This is a genomic window from Streptomyces chiangmaiensis (genome assembly GCF_036281785.1).
GTDB lineage: Bacteria > Actinomycetota > Actinomycetes > Streptomycetales > Streptomycetaceae > Streptomyces > Streptomyces chiangmaiensis.
Window position 1 is genome coordinate 1 of the sequence record NZ_JAYWVC010000045.1, and the last position, 20,950, is coordinate 20,950.

Consider the following 20,950-nt stretch of genomic DNA (forward strand, 5'->3'; position numbering starts at 1 on the left):
TGAACTCGATCTTCCCCTCACCTTCGACCGTACGGAGAAGTAAGGAGCCCCCGCCATGCGCTGGTGGTCGTCGCTCGTCACGACCGGCCGGGAGGGGCTGCGCGTCCAGCGGGCATTCGCCTCCCCGTCGGCGATCGCCCGGGCCGTGCTGGACGTGCTGCTCGCCACGGCACTCGGCCTGCTGCTGGACAACCCGGTCGCCGGGGCCATGGCGAGCGTCGGTGCGTTCATCTGCGGCATCGGCACCCTGCTCAGCCCATTGCGGCATCGTGTGGTGAACGCGCTCGGGATGGCAGCGGGCTTCAGCGTCATGGCGGTGCTGGGGGCCCTGGTGCTCGGCACCACCTGGCTGTTCCTGCTGCTGCTCGCGGTCGCGGCGTTCGCCGCCGGGCTGTGGCGGACGCTGGGCGTCGCACCCGGCATCCGGGGCTGCCTCACGCTCATCGGGCTGATGATCACGGCCGATCTCGCTCCCGACGTGCGCGGCGGCCTGGTGATGGCCGGGTGGATCGCGACCGGGACCGGATTCGTCGTGGTGGTGCAACTGCTCCCGCCGTACGGTCCTCGGTTCGCCACCCAGCGCCGCGCTCTGGCCGCTCTGTACCAGTCACTCGCACAGGCCTCCGTCACGGCCGGCTCCGCGGCCTTGGGCCCGTCCGCTCCGTTCACGGCGGCCCGGCAGGCCCTGGACCTTCTGCCGCAGTTCAGCCGGCCGGCCGCGGCGGCCCTGTTCGGACTGCTGGGAGAGGCCGAGCGCATCCGCCGCGCGCTGCAGACCGTGCGACTGACGGTACCCGCGCCGGCGGCGGCCGGGAACCAGCAGGCACTGGCCGCCGCCGGCGAGGCGCTGGACGACATCTCCCGTACGGTGGCCTCCGGCCGCGCGCACCGCACTCCCGAGGAGGTCTGGACCCTCCTGGAGTCGTGGGCGGCCGACTCGCCCGTGCGCGGCCCGCGCGACCTGGCCGCGCGGCTGCAGTCGGCCGAGCAGCTGGCCCGGCGCACGACCGACGACCACCTCGGCGATGTGCTGGAACCCCACACCGAGGTGCCGGGCCTGTACGCGGGCACCCCCTCCGTGGCACGCACGGCCCGGCGAATCCGAGCACAGCTGCTACCCCAGTCGCCGATCTTCCGCCATGCGGTGCGGCTCGCCGTGGGCGTGGTGATCGCCGAGGTCATCGGCCGGTCGATCGGCGGGTGGGGCGGGCTGGGCATCTCCGCGCACGGCTTCTGGGTGACCCTGACCACCATGCTGGTGCTCTTCCCCGAGTACGGGCACACCATCGCCCGCGGCTGGGGACGGGCGGCTGGGGCCGTGCTGGGCGGCCTCCTCGCCTGGGTGCTGTCCGTGCCGCACTGGTCGCCGGCCGGCCTCGCGGTCGTGGCGGTGCTGCTGGCCGCGGCCTCGTTCCTGACCCTGCGGACCGGACAGCTGATGCTCAACCTGTGGCTGACCAGCTGGATCGTTTTCCTGATCCATCATGTCGGCGGGCTGCCCGGGCCGACGGCATGGGCACGCGCCGCCGACACGGTGCTCGGCGCCGCGCTCGCCGTGCTCATCTTCCTGGTGTGGCCGACCTGGTCCACCCGGCGGCTGCCGGGTCTGCTCGCGGAATGGCTGCGGGTGCAGGACCGGCTGCTCCCCGAACTGCTGACCGGCTATGCCGACGTCGGAGCGACCGATCTGGCAGCCCTCGACAAGCTGCGGGCGCGATCACGGCAGGTCAGAGAGCACCTGGAGGCCGCGGCGAAGCAGTCGCATGCCGAGCCGGCCCAGCACCGCGGCTCCTGGTCGACTGCGCAGATGGAACAGATCAGCACCCAGGTGTCCACGGTCGCCGGGTGCGCCACCCTGCTGCGCGAACACCTGCCGCGTACTCCGCAGGACACCGTGCCGGAGTTGACCGAACTGGCAGATCCGCTGCACGAACACCTCGCCGCCCTGGCCCGCGCCGCCGCCGGAGCCGAGACCGTGGCCCCCGGAGCACTGCGGTCGATGTTCGACTCCTGCACCGCCCGCTCCGGCCTGCCGGCCGCGACGTCCGACGGCTCCCGCAGCGCCGCGACCAGCCACGCCGTCGCTCTGAGCGCCGCTACCGTCGACGCCGTCGAGGCCCTCACCGCCACCATCGCCGCCCGCCACCGCCCCCGTCGTCATGCAGCAGCCTGAGATTCCGCAGGGTCGCCCCGCGCCCGCGACCGTGGGATCTCCCTGCCGGGGGCGGTGAGGGGCGAGGCCTGGCAGACCCCGCTGATCGTGGGAGTGGGCCAGTTCCGCCATGCGGTGGGCGAGCGCCCGCCGCCAGTGGCCATATACGGGCGCCAGGCGGGAGGAGATGAACCGTGACGATCCCCGGTTCCCGCAAACTGCGGAATACATGGCTCAGTTGCGCCGACGGTGCAAGTTGGCCCGCCGCGTCGTTTCGCCCGCAGCCGTGTCATACACCGGACCGGCCGGAAGCCCCCGATCCAGGCGAGCCGGCCCCGGCACACCGAGTGAACGCACGCCCGGCTGAACGCCTTTCACCGCATCGCCCACCGGTACGAACACCGTCCCATGGTGATCGACGCCTTCTTCGGCCTCGCGGACACGATCACCACCGTCCGAAGACTTGACCGCCAGTCCTGGACCACCCACCGCTGGGACAACCGCCCGAGGCGACGCCACACGAAACCTTCTCTCGGCACAAGTCCCAGTTCAGGAACGGGAAGTGGACGTGGAGACGGTATCGATGTGCGGCTCGTCGCAGGGACCGATCACGCCTCCGCCCGCGTCCAGGAATAGCCGCGGTCCCGCCCCGCGTTACCGCGGGCGTGACGACAAATGCGCCGCGGCCCGAGGTGCTGCGATACACCGCCTTCTCCACCGCCCCGAACGGCGGAAACCCCGCCGGCGTCGTTCTGGACGCCGGCGCCCTGGACGAGAGCGACATGCTGGCCATCGCCGCCGACCTCGGATACTCGGAGTCCGCGTTCCTGACCGCGCCCCCGGAGGGCCTCGGCGGCCAGGAGGGACGGGCGTACAGCATCCGTTACTTCAGCCCCAAGGCCGAGGTGCCGTTCTGCGGCCACGCCACCGTCGCGACCGCCATCGCGCTCGCCGAGCGGACAGGCCCCGGGGAGCTGGTGTTCGCGACGCGTGTCGGCACCGTGCCGGTGGAGGTGGCCGAAGAGGGCGGGACGGTCAAGGCCACACTCACCAGTGTCGAGCCGCACATCGAGGAGATCGTCGACGCCGACCTCGCGGAAGCGCTCGCCGCGCTCGGCTGGCCGGCCGCCGATCTCGACCCGGCCTTCCCGCCCCATATCGCGTTCGCCGGCGCCCGCCATCTCGTGCTCGCGGCAGCGACGCGCGCGCGCCTCGCTGATCTCGCGTACGACTTCGCGCGCCTCGAAGCCCTCATGCACCGCTTGGACCTGACCACGGTTCAGCTGGTGTGGCGGGAGTCGGCCACCGTCTTCCATGTCCGTGACCCGTTCCCCGTCGGCGGCGTCGTCGAGGACCCGGCAACCGGCGCCGCGGCCGCCGCGTTCGGTGCGTACGCCCGTGAGCTCGGCCTGGTCCCCGAGGACGCCGTCCTCACTCTGCATCAGGGCGAGGACCTGGGCCGCCCGGGCGAACTGACGGTGACGCTGCGCGCGGGTGACCCGCGCGTTCGAGTCAGCGGCACAGGAGCTCGCATCAGCTAGTCGCTTGCGGGTCACTCCGGGTCCGGCCTGGGTCCCCTCGAAGGCTGCTGCCGGTCGTTCGTGAGCGGGGCCCCGTCGGGCCTCTCCCAGACCAGCCTGAGGCGGAAGTTGCCCTCACCCGACGTCTTGGCGATGATGGCGCCCGCCTCCGCGCTGATCTTCACGCCCAGCTCCAGTTCGATCGTCTTGGGTCGCACGGGAAGCCTGGTGAGCCGACCCACCAGTGACTCCGCCGCGGCGCGGACGTGGTCGAAGCTCTCGTCCAGGGAATGGGCGGCCGTCGCCACCACATCACCGGGACGCGCCGCCCGCACGATGCCGGAGGTGGAGGGGTCCGCCTCCAGCAGCACCTGGATGCCGTCGCCATCCGCCGAGGCGTCGAGCGGAACGCGGATGAGTTGGGTGTCCGGGAGCATGCATCCTCTTTCGTGGTCGGGGACTGACGGGCGTCCCTAGGGGTGTGGGCACAAGGACTTGCGGTAGGCCGCGGGAGGCAGCTTCTGTTCGGCGGCGGCAGGCAGCGTCTCATCGCCCAGGATCCGGCAGAAACGGTCCATCCAGCGCTGGGCGCGATCGGCCGGTACGGGACCCGCGGAACCGGTGGCGGGCTCGGGGATCCTGCCCACCGGGTCGCCACCAACAGGTGTCACAAAGCCGTTCATGCCCAGCCCGTCGGTGAGGAACACCGTGGGGCGGCTGTCCGGACCGAGCAGTGCGATGTCCCGCCAGGGAGCGGACACCTGGACGACACCGGGCTTCGCCGAGACCGGACCACCGAGTGAGGTGTCGCCGACGGCCTGGTAGGCCACGATGCGCGAGCCCCGCGCGGTGACGGCGACACCGGTGACGGCCTGGTCGTGGGGCAGCTGCCGCTGCGTCAGTCGCCTGCCGCCGGGCAACATGTACGTCGTGACGGTGGTGTGGGCGTGGTACCCCTCCGTCCGGGTGGTCGCCGCGGTCAGAACGGCGCCGTCCGGGCTGATGTCGTAAGGAGCCGCGCCGTCCAGCCCGCCCAGTGTGAACAGAGTCCGGCCCGCCGAGGACGGCTTGTTCAGATCCCACGTCCGCACCGACATCACCAGCTCACCGGACAGGCCCTGCGTGAGGTCCTGTCCCACGGCGACGAGCCCCTGTCCGTCCGAGGTGAAGGAGAGTCGGCTGACCTGAGTGTCAGGGCCCGGCAGAATCTTCTCGATCTTGCCATTGGCCATGTCCCACACGATGAACCGGCCACCCGTCCCAGCGATCCCGGTCAGTGCCACCATCTTCCTGCCCGTGGGGTCGAAGGCGAACTGCGCGTACTGCGTGGGCAATCGCGTCCCGGGCGGTACGGGGAAGCTCGGGATCGAAGGCCAGCCCGAGGGCGTGATCGGCCATGGATCACCCTGGTCGGGGCGTTGCAGCAGGCGTACGACCCGACCGGCCTCTACGTCGTACAGCTCCACGGCCGGCCCCCTGGGGTCCGGCGGGGCCGTGGTCCCCGAAGTCAGAGAGAGGGATCCCGCCACCATCGCGATCAGTGATCCGTCGGGGCTGACGGCCATGGTGTCGGCCGGCCTCCCGATGGCCTTTCCCGCTGCGGCGTTCCCGATGCTCCTCCAGACCGTCGGCTTGCCGTCGGCCGTCCACGAGGCGACCACCCGCCCGTCGGCGCTCGCCGCCACCCCATCGCTTGCCGCGATCGAGGCCGCTGCCGGCGCGTACGACGGGACCAGAAGGTCGGCGGAACCGAAACGCCGGTACATCTCTCCGAGCAGCGCACGCGTGTCGGGGTTGTCCTGGGTGCGGTAGGCGCGCAGGGCGAGGAGCAGCGCGGTGTACCGGTCGCCGCGGTCCGTTCCGGTCTCCAGATCCCGCGACTGCTGTGCCAGAACGCCCGCGGCCACGGCTGCCGACTGCCGTGCCGTGTGCGCCTCCGCCCGGTACCGCCACGCCCAGGTACCCACACCTGCCATCAGCATCAAGACCATGGCGATCGCGGCAGCAGTGATCCGGCGACGCCGGGCGCCGGAGATGCTGGCAGTGACGAAGTCGATCTCCGCGGAGCCGAGTTCGTCCTCGCGGGCCCGCCACCAGTTCCGCGCGTCCCGCAGGTCGGCACCGCGCAGGAGGCGCGCACCGGCCCGTTCGTCCCCCTGCCACTGCCCCAACCGGCGTCGCAGGTCCTCCTGCCAACGGCGGAATCCCTGGTCCGCCACAACGAACTCGGCAAGCCGCTGCCAGCGGGACAACAGCGCCTCGTGCGCCAGTTCCACAGTCTCCACGGGCTGCGCACCGCCCGTACGCAGATCCTCACCCGGCACGAGAAGGCGCGTGGTGAGCAGGCGTTGGGCGATCCGCCACTGAGCCGCGGGGAGTTCGGTCCGGGCCACCACGCGCCGGGTCGGCGAGGTGCGGGCGCCTCCGGGATGGACGAGCTGGACCAGCAGGGCACGCGCCTTGGGCCGTTCCTCCTCCTTGAGCGCCGCCCACACCTGCTCGGCGTGCGTCGCCAGGGCCTCGCCGACACCGCCCAGGGACTGGTAATGGGCGTGGCCGATGACGCCGTGCTCCTTGCGCTCCCACAGTTTGGTGAGGGTGAATTCCAGCAGCGGCAGTCTGCTCGGGTCGGGGCCCAGGTCGGTGAGGAGCCGTTTGACCAGACCCTTTTCGTAGCGCACTCCGACGCCGCTGAGAGGCTGTTCGATGGCGGCGCGCACTTCGTCGTCGCGCATCGGCCCCAGCATGAACAGCCGACTGCCGTCGAGCAGCGGTGCCAGTGCCGGGCGGTTGAGGGCGGGGGCGAGAAAGTCGGCGCGCAGGGCGATGACGGTCTGCAGGCCGGCTCCGGGGTCCAGGCAGTGGCCCAGTGCGGCGGCAAACGCATCAAGATCCGTGTCGTGCTGTTCGTCGTCGGTACGGACCAGGGCCTCCTCGAACTGGTCGGCGATGACCAGGAGCTTGCTCTTGGCCTGCTGTTGCAGGATCCGCTCCACCACGGCCGGCATCCGGCCCTCGCGCAGCAGCTGCGTCAGCTGAGGCACCTGGGCCATACGGGCGGTCTCGCCCAACCTCGGTTCGAAGGACGGCAGGAGGGCCTCCGCGAGCGCCGCGAGCGGAGCCTTGCCCGGCCGGAACCGCACGATCAGGAGCTCGTCGCGGGCACGGAGACGGGGCAGCACACCGGCATTCAGCAGCGAGGACTTGCCACACCCGGAGGCGCCCACCAGCGTGACACCCGTACCGACGCCCAGCTGGTCCACGATCCGGCCGGCGGGCTCGTCCCGCCCGTGGAACAGCTCCGCGTCGCCCTCCTGGAAGGGGCGCAGATCCCGGAAGGGGCACTTCCCCTGCGCGGCCTCGCGCAGGGGCGGCCAGCACTCGCGGAGCGTCTCGGTGGGGATCAGGTATGCGGCGCGTCGGCCGGGCTCGTCGTCGACGGTGACCACCATCCCGACCACCCCGCGGGCCAGGTCCCAGACCGGGGCCCCGGAGAATCCGCGTCCGACCTCGTACTGGCTGGTCGGATCCGTGTCGTACTGGAGCCACCCGGTGGCCTGCCGGCCCCGCAACACGCCGACGCTCCAGACACCGGCGTCGTAGCCCGCAGGGAAGCCGAAGGTGCGCACCTGGCGGCCCGATGCGGCTCCGTCCTCGACCACCGACGCCGGCACCGCGCCGGGCGGGGGGTCGGTGAGCAGCCGGAGTACCGCGATGTCCCCGGACTCGTCCGGCTGCATGGGCGTCCACTGCTCGACCCGGGCCTCGAGAACCCTGCCGCGTGCCGCCAGCGGGAAGTCGAGCCTGACAGGGCCGTCCGGACGCTCGCCGGTGCCCTCGGGCAGTCCCACGGCGACGGCGACCACATGGGCGCAGGTCAGCACATCACGCTTCGCCGTCAGAAACCCGGCACCGACCGGCCGGCCCTCCTCGTCAAGGATCCGGACCACCGCCGCATCCCCCGGCACCGCACTGTCCGCCACCACCGGCACCCCCCTCCGGCTCTGCCTCACCGCAGCCAACTCTGTTTGAAACTACATGAGTTCCGGAGGCATACGGGTGAGGCTGATGCAGTGCTCCACCTCGTCTTCACAGCGTGGGCTCGTTCTTTGGTCTCCTTGCGCCCGAACCCGGGTTCTCACGCGGGACACGCGCTGTGCTCCTGGTGACGGTGCACGTCTTCGAGGTGGCGCTTCGCGAGCGCGAGCGAGCGCGCCATGCAGGGCGAGGTCCGCAGGGGGCGGAGCGGATCAAGAACCTGAGGCAGGCGAAGGCCGCCCGGCAGGGCTGAGCCCCCGCCGGGCGCGAACCAGCGTCGCTCAACTGTCCGACGGAACCTTCAGCTTGTCCCAACTGGCCTTGCCCGGAATGCCGTCCGCGTCCTTGCCCTTGAAGCCGAGCTTGTGCTGCCAGGCGGCGTAGGACTTGCGGTCGGCCTCGGTCCACACCGGGCTGGGCCCGCTCTCGTAGTGGCTGCACCCCTCGGCGACCAGGCGGCGGCCCATGGCGGTGATCACCGGTGACTTCTGCCCGATGTGGAAGAAGCCGCTGCCCGGGAAGGGCGCGTACTTCGGCCTGGGCGCGGGCTTGTGCGGGTCTCCCGGATCCTTCCCCGCGCCCTTTCCGGCCAGGCGCTCGGCGATGCGCCGGCGCATGCCGTCCATGGTGAAGCCGCGCGGGTCCTGCTTGCCGGGCTGCCATTCCTTGTGACCGATGACGGAGCGCTCGGACCAGCCATGGTGGCGGCAGATCGCGGCGGCGACCTTCTCGATGGCCTCCTTCTGCGCCTCGGGCCAGGGATCCTTGCCGTCGCCGAGATTGATGCACTCGAAGCCGTAGAAGTGCCGGTTGCCGTCGGTGTCGGCCTCGTTGTCGGACGGCAGCTTGGTCTCGTTGACGACCGCGCGCAGGACGTCGCTGTCGCCGAGTCCCGCGTGGTTGGCGCGGCCGTTGCCGACGAGATGGACATGACCCTGCTTGTCGATGACGCCGTGGCACAGCGGGCCGGGCAGCCCGGAGTAGCCGTTGTAGCAGATGTTCACGGAGTTCTCGGTGCCCGAGGTGACGGTGTGGTGGATCATCACGCCGTTCACCGGGCCCCACGGGCCCTTGGTGTTGCGGTTGTGGTGGCGCCAGTCGCGCACCTCGTGGACGGACACGCCCTCCGCGCGCAGGATCTCCACCAGCTTGGACGCGCTCAGCGGCTGGGCCATCACTTATCTCCTTCCGCGGCGGCCTCGGCCGCCGCAGTGGTCTGCGAACGGCCCCCGGAGGGGCCGGACTCGGCTGCCTGTTCCTCCCGGGCGGCCTGTGCCTCGGCGGCCAGGGTCGCCTCGTCCGCCGCCGGGATGCTGCTGGCCAGCGGACCGAAGGCGAGCCTCAGGTCCACAGCGCTCTCCTCGCCCTTGACCAGGGCGAGCGGGGCGAAGTGGCGGGCGACTCCGGCAGGCTCACGCAACAGGGGGCGGCGGGCCGGATCGGCCGGCCACTCGACACCGCCGATGGCGGTGCGGGCGGGGATCAGCCAGTGGTCGCCGGTGCGGTAGCTGCCGCCCTGGGCGAAGTAGACCTCGACGCCGTCCTCCAGGGGCAGCCACTCGCCCTCGGTGACGGGTACGGCGCCGCCCTTCAGGGCCGTCGTACGGCCCTTGCGCCGCGGGCCCTCGTGATGGTCCCAGCGGCGCAGGAACGGGTGCAGATGCGGCAACCGGCCCACCCCCGGAGCAGGTTCGGCGGACAGCCGGACCCGGCGGCCCGGCAGGTCGAGCTCCTCGACCCGCAGCAGGGGCAGGGCCTCGAGGCGGGAGGCGTACGCCGTGTCGGTGAACTCGACGTGGTCGCCGACGTCGAGGTCCAGCTTGTCGTCGACGCCGAGGGACGCCAACTGCACCCAGCTGCCGTCGAGTTCGTCGACCGGGAAGACCACCGAGCCGTTCTCGCGGGACCACTTGAAGGTGGCGTCCTTCGCCTCGCCGCCCGCGTGGACCTCGACCCGGTACAGCTGGTTCTCCTGGCCACGGTAGCGCGCGTCGGGCCGGACCAGGCACGGGTCGTCGTCGGCGTGCTCGGGACGCTCGCTGCGGGCGGCGAGCCGGGACGCAACGGCGGACCGGTGCTGCGCCCAGCGGGCGAAGGCGGCCCGGACGACCTCCTTCGACGGCTCGGCGGCGTCGCTGTCATCGAGCTCCAGCTCGCTCAGGGACAGGGACAGCACCTGCCAGACGACCTTGCTGCGTACGGCGGTGTCCGGCAGTGCCGCCCCGAGCGCGACCTCGCGCAGGGCGGGGTCCTCGGCGGCGTTCACGGCCCGCTCCCAGACGTGGAGATAGACGAGGAAGGGCTCCGAGGTGGGCGAGGGCAGTCGGTCGCCGGGCTTCTCGGGGTCCCGGAAGCCGTCGGGCTGGTCCCAGTAGTCCCAGTACGTCTTGGCGTCCGCCGGCTGCTGGGCCTCGGCGCCCTCGTCCGGTACGGGTGTGCCGGGCGCCGGACGGTCGGCGTCGACGAGGATGCCGTCGACGTAGTAGCGGCCGCCGTGGATGTACAGGGTGTCGATGTCGTGGTTGCCGCCCACGTACTCGATGCGGAAGCCGGTGGCCTCGCGGGGTCCGCCGTGCTGTCCGATCAGGTCGGCGACGAGGGTCCGCTCCCGGTGGAGCTGAAGGGCGGTCTGTTCGTTGAGGTCGGCGTCGAGCTGGACGCGGCCCTGCTGGGCGACGACCGCGGAGTAGTGCCGCTCCGGGCGGAAGGTGGAGCGGGAGAGATCGGCGTGCATGAAGGGGCCCCCTGATTCGGAAGTCTGCGGGTGGGTGTGGGCGGCACTGCTCACGTCACGAAGAAGATCCCGGCGTCCGTGCCCGCGGGCGTGTACTCGGCGAGCCGGGCCCGCAGGGCGTCCTCGCGCTGCGGCCGGTACAGGTCGTGGAAGGCACCGAGTTCGGCGCCGTCGTCGGCGCCGCGCCGGATCTCCTCGGCGATGGGGGTCCCCCCGCTCGAGCGAAGTCGAGAGTGGGGGAGGTCAGCCAACTGCCCATACCAAGGCGTCCCGTAGCGCTGGGAGGTGAACAACGGCCGCACGCGGCCCGCCTGTCCGGGTCCGGCGAGGTCGGGTTGGCAACGGTGGCGGCGCGGGGTGCGGGAGCCGGGCGGGACGTACGAGTACCGCAGGCAGCCGATGCCGCGCCGAGCCACATGGAGCCTCCCGGTGAACACCGAGTTCTCGGCGATCTCCACCGCGTGCGTGTGCACCTCGCCGATGACGGTGCTGCGATGCACGTGCAGCACGGCGTGGGCGTGCCGGCAGTCGGGGGCGGAGAGCGCCTCGCGGTCGTCACCGGTGGCGTCCAGGACGCTGTCGCGGAGGTGGATGTCGAGGGGGTCCTCGCTCACCTCGTCGCCGATGACCTCGATGGTGCCGAGGATGCTGTGTTCGATCTGGAGGCAGGCGGTGGTGCGTTCGAGGACGATGCTGGGCTCGTCGGGCGAGTGCGGCTCGCACTCGGGCTCCAGGGACCAGCCCGGCACCAGCGTGCTGTGCCGGACAACGACGGCGCCCATCGGTCCGGTGACGTTGATGCCGCGTCCGGCGACGAGGAGCCCGTCGAGGACGAGGCGTGGCCGCTCGTGCGGCGCGCAGTCCTCGTCCACCGCTCGGATGTTGAGCGCGTCGGGCCGGTTGCTGTACCAGTCGAGCAGCCGGATCACCGGCCGGGTGCCCTCGGCCGCCCGGAGTTCCAGGCGGTCGCCGGGGCCGAGGTCGAAGTCCAGCTGTTCCTGGTAGGCGCCGCTGTGGGTGATCTCGATGATGCCGGTACGGTCCGGGTGGCGCGCCTCCTGCCAGGCGCGGTAGGCGTCCATGATCCGTCGGTACGGCTGCTCCGGACCGACACGGTAGAAGTCGGCGTCCGGGCGCGGCTCGCGGTCGCGCTCGTACTCGCCGCCGCCCATGTCGGCGCCGAAGGCGTGGTGATAGTCCACCCAGACGCCCTGCCGGGGAGCGGAGCGGGAGCCGAACGCGATCCGCCCCAGCTCCGGGTCGAGGGCGATCTGCCCGCGCCTGGGCCGGTAGCGCCAGTCGGACAGGTCGGCGACCACGATGTCCGCGAGCGGCACCGGCTGGTCCTCACCGTCGCGGCGGACGACGAGACTCTTGCCTGGACCGTAGTAGTCGGCGAGCCGGTCGTGCAGCAGTCGGCGGGTGATGAACCCCGGGACGTTGTCCACGGCGGCGGTGGGGGTCCCCCCGCTCGAACGAAGTCGAGAGTGAGGGAACGCGGGCGACGGCTCCGGGACCGGCTTGGTGACCAGCGGGGTGTCGTTGCCGAGGATGGAGAAGGTGTACAGGTTGCGGGCGCGGTCGATGCAGTAGGCCGGCGACGAGGTGAGGGAGTGGGGCTTGAGCCGCCAGACGAACAGGCCCACTCCGGCGGGTGTCCAACCGCCTTGTTTGCGCGCGGCGTCGGCCCGTCGCACGTCGACCGTGCGGGCCGTGCTTCCGAAGGGGCCGCCTGCGACGGCGAGTTCGCCTCCGTCCCGGAGGTCGACGAGGCGTCCGCGCCGGCCGCGCCGGCCGGTGCCGTACAGCTTCACCGGCTGGGTGTGGGCGACGTGCCGGGACAGTTCGACGGCGCGGGCCGGCCACTCGGCCACCTGCTCGGCGAGCTCCTCCAAGAGGTGGAGGGTGCCCTTGCGGCGGCGGTGGGCGACGGTGGCGGCCACGTCGCGGCGCGGTGCGATCGCCTCGGCGAGCGCCTCCCGGCCGCCGGTGTGCAGACCGGTGGTGAGCACGTGTTCGTACCCCGGCAGGGTGCGGTAGCCGACCAGGTCGCCGAGATAGGGCAGCACCCAGGGCGCGGCGGTCTCCACGAACAGGTCCTCGTAGCCCTGCTGGACGCCGTCGCGGACCCGGTCGAGCTGCTCGGCGATCACGGCGAGCAGGGCGCGCAGCGGCTCTCCCTCCTCGGCGTCGCGCAGCAGGTGCCAGCGGGGCAGCAGCGCGGCGAGCCCGTCCGGATCCCGGGGCGCCACCGTGGCCGGTGTCTCCAACTCGACATCCGTCGACTTCGCGGCCATCACTTGACCTCCGTCAGAATCAGGGTGTCCGTGGCTTTGGCCGACAGCAGCGCGAACTGTGCGGGGCGGATGCCACGGAAGACGAACACCGTCCGGCCCTTCACCAGGGGCCGGGTGTCGGTGATGTCGGGGTTGAGGCGCAGGAGCTCGGCGAGTGGGACGCCGTACCGGGCGCACACCGACGAGAGCGTCTCACCGTCCGCGTCGCGGACCATGTGGCTCCTCTCCTCGTACGCCGCCGGGTGCGCCGGTACGGACACGCGTGGGGCGCCGGGGTCGGTGAGCAGCGCGGTGAGCTGGTCCGGGGTCGCCGAGGCGGGCACTCCGGTGAAGACGTCGACGTCCACGTGGTCGACGCCCGGCACGGCGTGGGCGGTGGCCAGCACCTCGGAGAGCCGGGCGGGCCGGCCCAGCTCCCGTCCCTCGTAGCCGAGTCGTTGCAGCAACGCCTGGCGCAGCCGGGGTTCGACGATCTCCCACGCGTGATCGGGGGCCATCTTCACCTTGGCGGCGAGGAGCAGCAGGACCAGTTCGCGCGCGTCCACCCGGACTGGGAGGTTCGGGTCGCCGTACTCGGTGAGCGCCGCCCTGAGCGGCCGGAGGCTCTCCTCGCCGAGGGGCACGTCGTCGGTCCCGGCGACGGTCACGTGCAGCACGCGCCGTCGGCCGTCGAAGAGTTCCCGTGCGGCTGCCCGGCCGATACCGGCGCGGGAGCGGGCGAAGTCCTCGTAGTCCGGCTCGGAGACGAGCCGGTCCAGTGCGGAGACCGCGAGCGGGATCGTACGACGGGTGAGACCGGGGCCGTCCGCGTCCGCGCCGCCGGTGGCGGGCCGCGGGTTGGTGACCGCGGTGACGCCCAGCGGGCGGGTGAGGGGCTGGGTGACGCGGTCGGCGGGCACGTTGGCGGCCTTGCCGGTGCCGAACCGGTAGCGGGCGCGGACGTTCTCGTGGCCGCTGGGCAGGCGTGCGCCGTGGACGCCGTCGCCGAACGTCACGGTGGTGCGGCCGTCGGCGGTGGTGCCGGTGATGTAGACGCGCTCGGTCGGGGTGCGCCCGGCAAGACTGTCGACCTTGTGCCACAGGAGACCGTCGACCCGGATCTCCAGGACGGGGGTGGCGCCGAGCGGGGTGTCGTCGGCGAGCCAGGTGAGCGGGGACTGCCACAGCGCGAAGGTCTGGTTGACGCGATCGGATTCCCCGCTGCCGATGGCCTCCTCGCGGCTCTCGCCATGTGTGGCCTCGACGACGTTGCCGAGGACGCGCACGCTCGCGCGGCGGTAGCGGTGCACGAGGCCGGTGGTGAGGGTGAGCCGGGTGTGCACACGGTCGCCCGGCAGTTGCGGATCGACGGCCGGGTCGGCGGCGGCGATCGTGACCACCTCGGTGGCGGTGACGCCTGCGGCGCCGGGGACATCCGTGCGCTCGCCCGTGACGATGAGTGTGCGTCCGGGGCGCAACCCGTCGTACAGCTCGGCGAGTTCGATCTCGTGGCCGTGGACCTCGTCGCCGAGCGGCTCGTCCGCCGGGCGCAGCGGATCGCCCGCCGCGTGCACGGTGGTGTCGCGGACGTGGGAGAGCAGGACGTCGAACTCGTCCAGCCACGGGCCGGCGAGGGTGAGTTCGGTGCCGCGGCCGGTGATGCCGTAGTTGGAGTACGCCGCCGTGCGCGCGGCCACGACCTGGGTGGTGACGAAGGCCAGCTTCGCGTCTCCGGGGACGCCGGTTCCCTTGCCGGGGCGCTGGATGGCCACCCAGCTGCCGACGGTGATGCCGTCGTGCACGGTGTCGAGTTGCAGCACGCGGCGGTTGAGCGGTTCCGGCTTGCTCGCGATGACGATCTCGACGTTGGGTTCGGTGCTGCCCACCGTGTACTTGAGGGTCACCTCGTACTCGCCGTGCGTGAACCGCGCGCTCGCGCCCGGCCGCAGGAGCTCCTCGTGGGCCGTGCCGTTGTCGACGCCCACATGGACCGTTCCGTCGTCGTCCGGGGGGGACACGAACAAAGTGCGCTCGGGCAGGCCGGTGCGGAGCCGGGCGGTGACACCCGGTTCCTGGGAGTCGGCCGGGCGCCGGCTGAGCCAGTTCAGGTCGCGGTCCTGGCCGGAGCGTGTGGACAGGTCGACCTGTCCGGGACCGAGGGTGAAGGTGACTTGCTGGGTCACCGGCAGGTTCTCGGCGCGCTGGTCGGAACCGCTGCCCTCGACGTACTGGAACTCCGCCCGGACCGGGACCTTGCCAGTCGGGTCGTACACGACGCGCATGGTCGCCAGAACGGCGCCGGTCAGCGGCCAGTCGGCGGTGCGGATGACGCGGCCCTGGCCGTCCTGGACCGGCTTGAGGGGGGCGGTGGCGCCGAAGGGTGCCGCAGTGACGCGCATGGCGAGGAGTTCACGCAGGAGCTGGGGCGCGCCGGGCGCGGCGGCGGTGCGCCAGGCGGGGTAGAGGCCGCCGCCGAGACCGGGGTTGAGCGCCGAGAGAAGGCGCGCGGTGTCGGTGCCGGGGCTCCGGGTGCCGCTCCCCGTCCCAGGGGCGGGTGCGGGGGTGGCGGTGCGCAGGGCCGGGAGGACGCCGGTCAGGGCCTGGAGGGCTGCCCGGCGGGGGTCCGGGGCTTCATCCCGTACGGCGGCATGCAGCGGCTGCGTACCCTCCTGCTCGGCTGCTCCGGTCGGCGCCACAGGTTGCGCAGGTGCCAACTCCAATGCATGCTCGGCCAGTTCTGAGAGCTCCGCCTCGAGCTGCTCGAACCATGCCGACACGTCCTCGTACGGCTCGGCCAGCACCTGGGCCTCGTTCAGACGAGCCACCGGCTCGACCAGCCGGGCCGCGAGACGCTCCGGGGTCCTGATGCCGTCCAGGTCGGTCCGCAGGGGGGCCAGCACCTGGTCATCGAAGTCCTCGATCAGGCGGCTGACCGGGCGCGGGCCCGGGACCTCGGGGGTCGGGGGCTCGTCGCCAGGCTCGCCCGGGGTCGCGGGCTCGGCCGTCCAGCGCCGTACCTCGTCGACGAGTTCCTTCAGCGTGGGCGGGGCCGACCTGGGCAGGGAGATCGCGGTGATCTCGTCCTCACGGTCGATCCGCACCCCCGCGACGGACAGCAGCTTCCGTTCCCCGCCCGCCTGTTCACCGAAGACGAACAGGAGCTGGTCCCCGGTCCGGACGGAGTTCGCCGTGCCCTCGACGAAGAAGGCGGAGCGGCGGTCGAGGTCCTCGGGCGTCACGAGGGAGGGCCGGCGACGCCGCACCTTCAGCTCGTTCCAGTCCCAGCGGGCGGTGAGGTCCCGGGTGGTCTCGAAGGCCAGGGACTGCTCGTCGGCGGAGGCGGGCACGCTGTGGCTGCGCGCGCCGCGCGGGACGAGCACCGGCGCCGCCTCGGCGCGCGGATCGCGTTCCAGGGTGTACGCGAGATGGGTGCCGGCCGCCACGCCCGGTCGGGGCCGGTGTCCGACGAGCCGCCCGAGCAGCACCAGCGAACGGTGCTCGTTCGCCGTGCGGATGTACGCCTCGTCGGCGATCCGCTCGGAATGGAAGGTGAGCAGGTCACCGAGGACGGCGGTGGCATCCAGCAGGCCGATCGCCGGGTCGTCGGGAGTGCGGACGGTCAGCCGGTCGAGCGCCGGGTACGCGGGTGAGGCCAGCCGGTCGAGGAGGGCGGCGAGGAAGGAGCCGTACGCGCCCATGCGGTAGTCGAGCGCGGTGCGGCCGGGTGGGTTGTGGAGCGGGGCTGGGGCGAGGCGTTCGTCGTGGCCGCCGCACGCGCCGCCGCAGGAGCACGCCTGGCTCATCGCGCACCTCCCAGGGATATCGCGAGCCGCCCGTTATCCGGCCGGTCCGGGTCGTTGTCGCAGGTGGCGATCTCCAGCGGGCCGAGCCGCAGCACGCCGTCCTCCCTCTCTCCTCGATCCTGCTCGAACAGCCGCCGCAACCGGGTGACCTGCACGCTCTCCACGCCGGGCACGGCGGCGGCAACGGCGACCAGGCGGCTGAGCCGGACCGGTTCGCCGAAGGTCAACGCGTCCGGGTGGAAGAAGCCCAGCCGTCCGCCGGGCAGGCGCCCACTGCCGAGCACGCGGTGCAGCTCGGCAAGGATCTGCCCGTGCTGGTGGCCGGGGCGGGCGCAGACGGTGAGTGCGATGTCCAGCGGCACCAGGCGGGCGGGGCCGACGACCAGGTCGTGTCCGATGCGCCGGTACGTCTCGAGGGCCTGCGCCACCGAGGCGAGCAGCTCCTCGCTCGGGTCCCCGGTGCCGTACGCGTCGACGGCGATGTGCGCCTCCTGGCCACTGCCGGTCCAGCGCAGGTCGGCGGCGGCGCGCTGCACCCCGGGGAGGGCTAAGGCGAGGGCCGCGTAGTCCTCGGCGGTGACGGCGCGCAGCCGTGTGCGGCGCAGATCGAGCGGGGCCAACTGACGTACCTGCTCGATGGGTTCGGGCTCGGTGCCGCCGGTGGCGGGCTGCGGATTGCGGACGGTGGCGGCCGTGGTCTCGCAACCGGCTGCCATGATCAGGTGGTTGATGGCCTCGGCGCCGACGTTGCCCGCCGGGCCGCCGCCGAGCCGGTAGCGGATCGCGAGCCGCGTCCCGGGCGCCGGTTTCGCGCCGTGCCGGCCGTCGCCGAAGCGCAGGGCGAGTCGGCCGTCGTCCTCCAGTTCACCGACGAAGTGCCGGTCGCGGGGGCCGCTGTCCAGCAGGTCGCGGCGCGGCTCCCAGACGGTGTCGCCGTCGTACGCGCGTACGGCGGGCAGGGCGCGGCGCGGGTCCTGGGCGAGGGCGGCGGCCGCGGCGCCGCGCAGCACCGCTTCGTCGGGGTGCAGTCCCGCCGCATACGCCGGGCCCCAGCTGTGGGCGATCTCCCAGGCGATGTGCCCGTCGAGGACCGTGCCCGCGCGGGCCCGTGCCGTGAGGACCTCGACGCGCCGCAGCTTGGTGCCGAGCAACTCGTCACTGCGGTGGAGGAGTTCCCGCAGGGCGCGCACGGGATGCCGTTGGAGTTCCAGCCGCTCCAGTGTCTTCAGACCGTAGATCACGGCGAGTTCGGCGATCTCATCCTGGCCGAGTCCGTCGCGGTCGCGGGCGCTGCGCCACAGGTCGACGAGCCGTTGCCGGACCTGGCCCGGGACGGCGGCGATCCGCTCGGCCTGTCCGGCGGCGACCGTGCCGGGGTCGGGGAAGGGGACCGCCTGTGCGACGGGAGCGCGGTGGAGCACGGGACGGAAACGGGGCACGATGCCCGGGTAGACGGACTGCGCGAGCAGCGTGCGCAGCGCCGCGGCCTGGGCGTACGCCGTACCGGGCACCACGTGTTCGTGCCGCTGCCCGGCGCGCTCCAGACCGAGTCCCGCGCGCAGGGTGGCCCGCTCCCCCACGACCTCGAACAGTTCACGGACGTCGTCGGGGCTCAGCGCCTCACCGCGCTCTGCCCGGTCCGTGAGGGAGTTGATGAGCCGTGCGGGCGCGTTGCCCTCCGTACGGTCCGCGCAGCCGAAGGCGAGCGAAGCGAGATGGGCGTACCCCCGGCCGGAGGCTGGGGAAGGATCGCAGGACGCGACGACGGCCGGCACCGGCGGCACGGTGACCGTCTCGGCAGAGCCCGAGCTGCCGTGGTCGACGAGGACCGTGTTACCGCGGGCCAGGGCAACGTTCTCGACGGGCAGGCAGTCGCGGCCGCCGCGTGTGGTGAGGCAGAGGGGGAAGCGCAGGGCGTCCTCGGCGGCCCAGGTGATCTCCAGGACCGGCTGGTCCTCGATCCGGTCCAGGCCGGGCGTGACCGAGGTCAGCCGGACGGCCTGGCGGTGGGCGGGGTCGGCGTCGCCGGGGGTGCCGGTGCGTGGTCCCCTGACCTCCTCGAGAACCAGCACATCGCCCGGCCTCAGAGCGAGTTGACGCTCCCGGCAGGTCTCCGGGTCCACCCAGGCGTCGCGCAGGGTGGCGGCGGTGGCCCCCTTCGGCAGGGCGCACACCTCACCGCCCCAGGTCCACAGCCGGATCGCGTTGTGGGCGACCCTCAGCTCCAGCGGTTCGGCGGCGACCACGGGTTCGAAGACCTCCACCGTGCCACGCTCGCCGAGGTCGCCGAGGTCGTTCTCGTCGAGGACGGTGCCTGGCTCGGGACGGTCGTGCGGGTCGAGGGTGCGCATGTCGACTGCGGCGAAGCGGTACGTCCCGGGCGAGAGCGTGTGGTCGCTCGCGGTCTCGACGGTGACGTACGCGCGGGCGTTGCAGCCGTCGTGCATCGCATAGTCGATCAGGCGGACGTGCCGTCGGACGGAGACACGGCGTCGCGCGGTGTCGAGGTAGGCCTCCGTGGCGACCGCGTCCTGCTGGTAGCTGATCTGGTCGCCGGTGTGGGCGAGCAGTTCCACCAGGGTCACACCGAGGTCGGCGGCGTTGCGCTCGCTCCAGTCCGGGGTGGTGAGTGCCAGCCGGTCAAGGAGGAGCTTGCGGATGGTGTCGTAGTCGCGGGCCGTGTAGTCGATGACGGGCGCGGACGGGAAGACCGGGGTTTCCGCGCCGTCGGTCCTGCAGTCGAAGGGCGTGGGACAGTCGGGCCGGAAGCTGAAGTACGCGCTGTGGTAACGCTGGTCGAAGCCCCGGAACGGCTCGGCGCCCGGCCGGCCGTACGGGTCGGTCTCCACCAGTGAGAGGCGGTAGCGGGAGCTGTCGCCGGCCCGGTCGAGGGTGACGTAGAGCCGGTCGTCCAACTCCGGGTCCTCCTCGCGTTCGACGCTCGCGCCGACCGCGGTGATGCCGGTGATCCGCCGGCCGCCGTCGACGCGGACGTTCTCGGGGCCCAGGCCGTGCGGTGCCTTGCCGAGGAAGGTCACGGTCAGGAGCAGCCCGTCGTCGCTGACCTCGACGGCGTCGACGCCGTTGAGCTGGGCGGCCCGTACCTTGGCCCGGCGGGTGGTTCCCGTGCTCATGCCGCCCTCCCCTCGAAGACGTCCTCGCGTACCGTGCCGGTGGCCCGGACGGCGTACGACAGATGCACACGTACAACGTCGTCGCCGCCGTCGATGTCGAGGGCGACGACCTCGACGAGATCGCCGAGCCAGCGCTGGAGCGCGGCCTGGACGGACAGCTCGAGGGTGCTGAGCAGTTCGGGGCTGTTGGGCGCGAAGACCAGGTCGAGCAGTCCGCAGCCGAAGTCGGGGCGCATCACCCGCTCACCCGGGCTGGTGAACAGCAGTTGCTCGATGAGGTCGTGGACGTGCTCGGCGGGGCATGCGTGCGCGGTTCGGCGCCTGCGGTCGGCGTGGAAGGGGAAGGCGATGTCGGTACGCGTTCTCTGGCTGAGCGGCCTCATCGGACGGTGACCTTTCGCTGCGCGGCCTGGACGAGAGGCGGCCCCTGCGGGACGAAGGCCGCGCTGAAGCACTGGGCGGCGGAGGTGTCGAGCAGTACCGGCGCGCCGTCGACCAGGACGCCGCTGCCGTCGGCGGTCCAGCGCACGAGGACGCACGGCGAGGGCACACCGGCGACGGTGTGCGGGCAGCCGGTGACGACATAGCTGTGCGCGGCCGTGGCGACGGCGGCGCCCTGGCTGAGCGCTCCGCCGGAGGGTGTGGTGGCGGGCGTGACACGACCGCCGTGCGGGCAGCCGATCACGGCCGCCGCGTCGAGCAGACTCCCGGGCATCTCTTCTTCCGTCCCCCGTCTTCTATCGCTTCGAGAGAACCGTCAACTGGCCCTCGTTGATGGTCACTTCACGCCCCCGCAGGACGATCTCGGCACCCCCGCCGGTGGCGATGACCACGGCTTCCTTGGTGATGCGGATGTAGGCGCCGCCCTGGGCCTGAAGCAGGATGCCCTGCTCGGCGCCGGCCGTGTCGTTCATGACGATCTTGTGCGCCTGCGGGGTCTGGACGACGACCGGCTTGCTGGTCGCGTTCGCCTGGAGCTCGCGGCGGGCGTCCGGCGGGAGTTCGTCGGCGGCGCCGTACCAGCACCCGGTCCAGACGGGGAAGCTCGGGTCCCCCTGCTCGAACTCCACCCATACACCGGAGCCGGGCGGTGGCACCACGAACTGGCCCGCCTCCTGGCCTGTGAAAGGCAGGCAGGGCAGGGCCCAGGTGGACGGTTCGTCGCCGAGCACGTCCGGGACCTCGGCCGTGATCCGGCCGATGCGCAGCGGGTCGTTGTTGTCCACCACCCGGCCGCGGAACTTGCCGAGGTAGCGATTGCTGGGTGCCGCCATGCTGAACTGCTCCTGGTTG

The 20,950-nt window shown here is 72.4% G+C and carries 12 protein-coding genes; 2 read left to right on the top strand and 10 right to left on the bottom strand.

Annotation, left to right across the window (positions count from 1 at the left end):
* Positions 1-55 precede the first annotated feature (55 nt).
* Together VXC91_RS16065 and VXC91_RS16070 are read left to right on the top strand one after the other, a co-directional pair.
* The gene (locus VXC91_RS16065) at positions 56-2,173 is read left to right on the top strand and encodes an FUSC family protein (RefSeq protein WP_329507947.1); all 2,118 of its coding nucleotides are present in this window, start codon (positions 56-58) and stop codon (positions 2,171-2,173) included.
* 644 nt (positions 2,174-2,817) lie between these two features.
* Entirely contained in the window at positions 2,818-3,693 is an 876-nt protein-coding gene (locus tag VXC91_RS16070) for a PhzF family phenazine biosynthesis protein (RefSeq protein WP_329507948.1), read from the top strand.
* 11 nt (positions 3,694-3,704) lie between these two features.
* On the opposite strand, the gene VXC91_RS16075 is transcribed toward VXC91_RS16070, so the two are convergent.
* The 10 genes from VXC91_RS16075 to VXC91_RS16120 form a co-directional block, all read right to left on the bottom strand.
* Complete coding sequence (locus tag VXC91_RS16075; RefSeq protein ID WP_329507949.1) at positions 3,705-4,109, bottom strand: CU044_2847 family protein; 405 nt, start codon at positions 4,107-4,109, stop codon at positions 3,705-3,707.
* Positions 4,110-4,145: 36 nt separating this feature from the next.
* Entirely contained in the window at positions 4,146-7,655 is a 3,510-nt protein-coding gene (locus VXC91_RS16080; protein WP_329507950.1) for an nSTAND1 domain-containing NTPase, read from the bottom strand.
* A gap of 336 nt (positions 7,656-7,991) precedes the next feature.
* Positions 7,992-8,885 carry a peptidoglycan-binding protein gene (locus tag VXC91_RS16085; protein WP_329507951.1) on the bottom strand — a complete coding sequence of 298 codons (894 nt, stop codon included), beginning with the start codon at positions 8,883-8,885 and terminating at the stop codon, positions 7,992-7,994.
* Complete coding sequence (locus VXC91_RS16090; protein WP_329507952.1) at positions 8,885-10,444, bottom strand: DUF6519 domain-containing protein; 1,560 nt, start codon at positions 10,442-10,444, stop codon at positions 8,885-8,887. Before VXC91_RS16090 ends, VXC91_RS16085 begins: the two co-directional genes overlap by 1 nt.
* Before the next feature lie 50 nt (positions 10,445-10,494).
* Entirely contained in the window at positions 10,495-12,741 is a 2,247-nt protein-coding gene (locus VXC91_RS16095) for a hypothetical protein (protein WP_329507953.1), read from the bottom strand.
* Positions 12,741-16,523 carry a putative baseplate assembly protein gene (locus VXC91_RS16100; protein ID WP_329507954.1) on the bottom strand — a complete coding sequence of 1,261 codons (3,783 nt, stop codon included), beginning with the start codon at positions 16,521-16,523 and terminating at the stop codon, positions 12,741-12,743. The genes VXC91_RS16095 and VXC91_RS16100 overlap by 1 nt, the downstream gene beginning before the upstream one ends.
* Positions 16,520-19,657 carry a putative baseplate assembly protein gene (locus tag VXC91_RS16105; protein WP_329507955.1) on the bottom strand — a complete coding sequence of 1,046 codons (3,138 nt, stop codon included), beginning with the start codon at positions 19,655-19,657 and terminating at the stop codon, positions 16,520-16,522. Before VXC91_RS16105 ends, VXC91_RS16100 begins: the two co-directional genes overlap by 4 nt.
* On the bottom strand, positions 19,654-20,040 hold the full coding sequence (locus VXC91_RS16110) for a GPW/gp25 family protein (protein ID WP_329507956.1): 387 nt from the start codon (positions 20,038-20,040) through the stop codon (positions 19,654-19,656). The genes VXC91_RS16105 and VXC91_RS16110 overlap by 4 nt, the downstream gene beginning before the upstream one ends.
* Complete coding sequence (locus VXC91_RS16115) at positions 20,037-20,372, bottom strand: hypothetical protein (RefSeq protein WP_329507957.1); 336 nt, start codon at positions 20,370-20,372, stop codon at positions 20,037-20,039. The genes VXC91_RS16110 and VXC91_RS16115 overlap by 4 nt, the downstream gene beginning before the upstream one ends.
* Before the next feature lie 22 nt (positions 20,373-20,394).
* Positions 20,395-20,931, bottom strand: coding sequence for a phage baseplate assembly protein V (locus tag VXC91_RS16120; protein ID WP_329507958.1), 537 nt, complete (start codon positions 20,929-20,931; stop codon positions 20,395-20,397).
* Positions 20,932-20,950 lie beyond the last annotated feature (19 nt).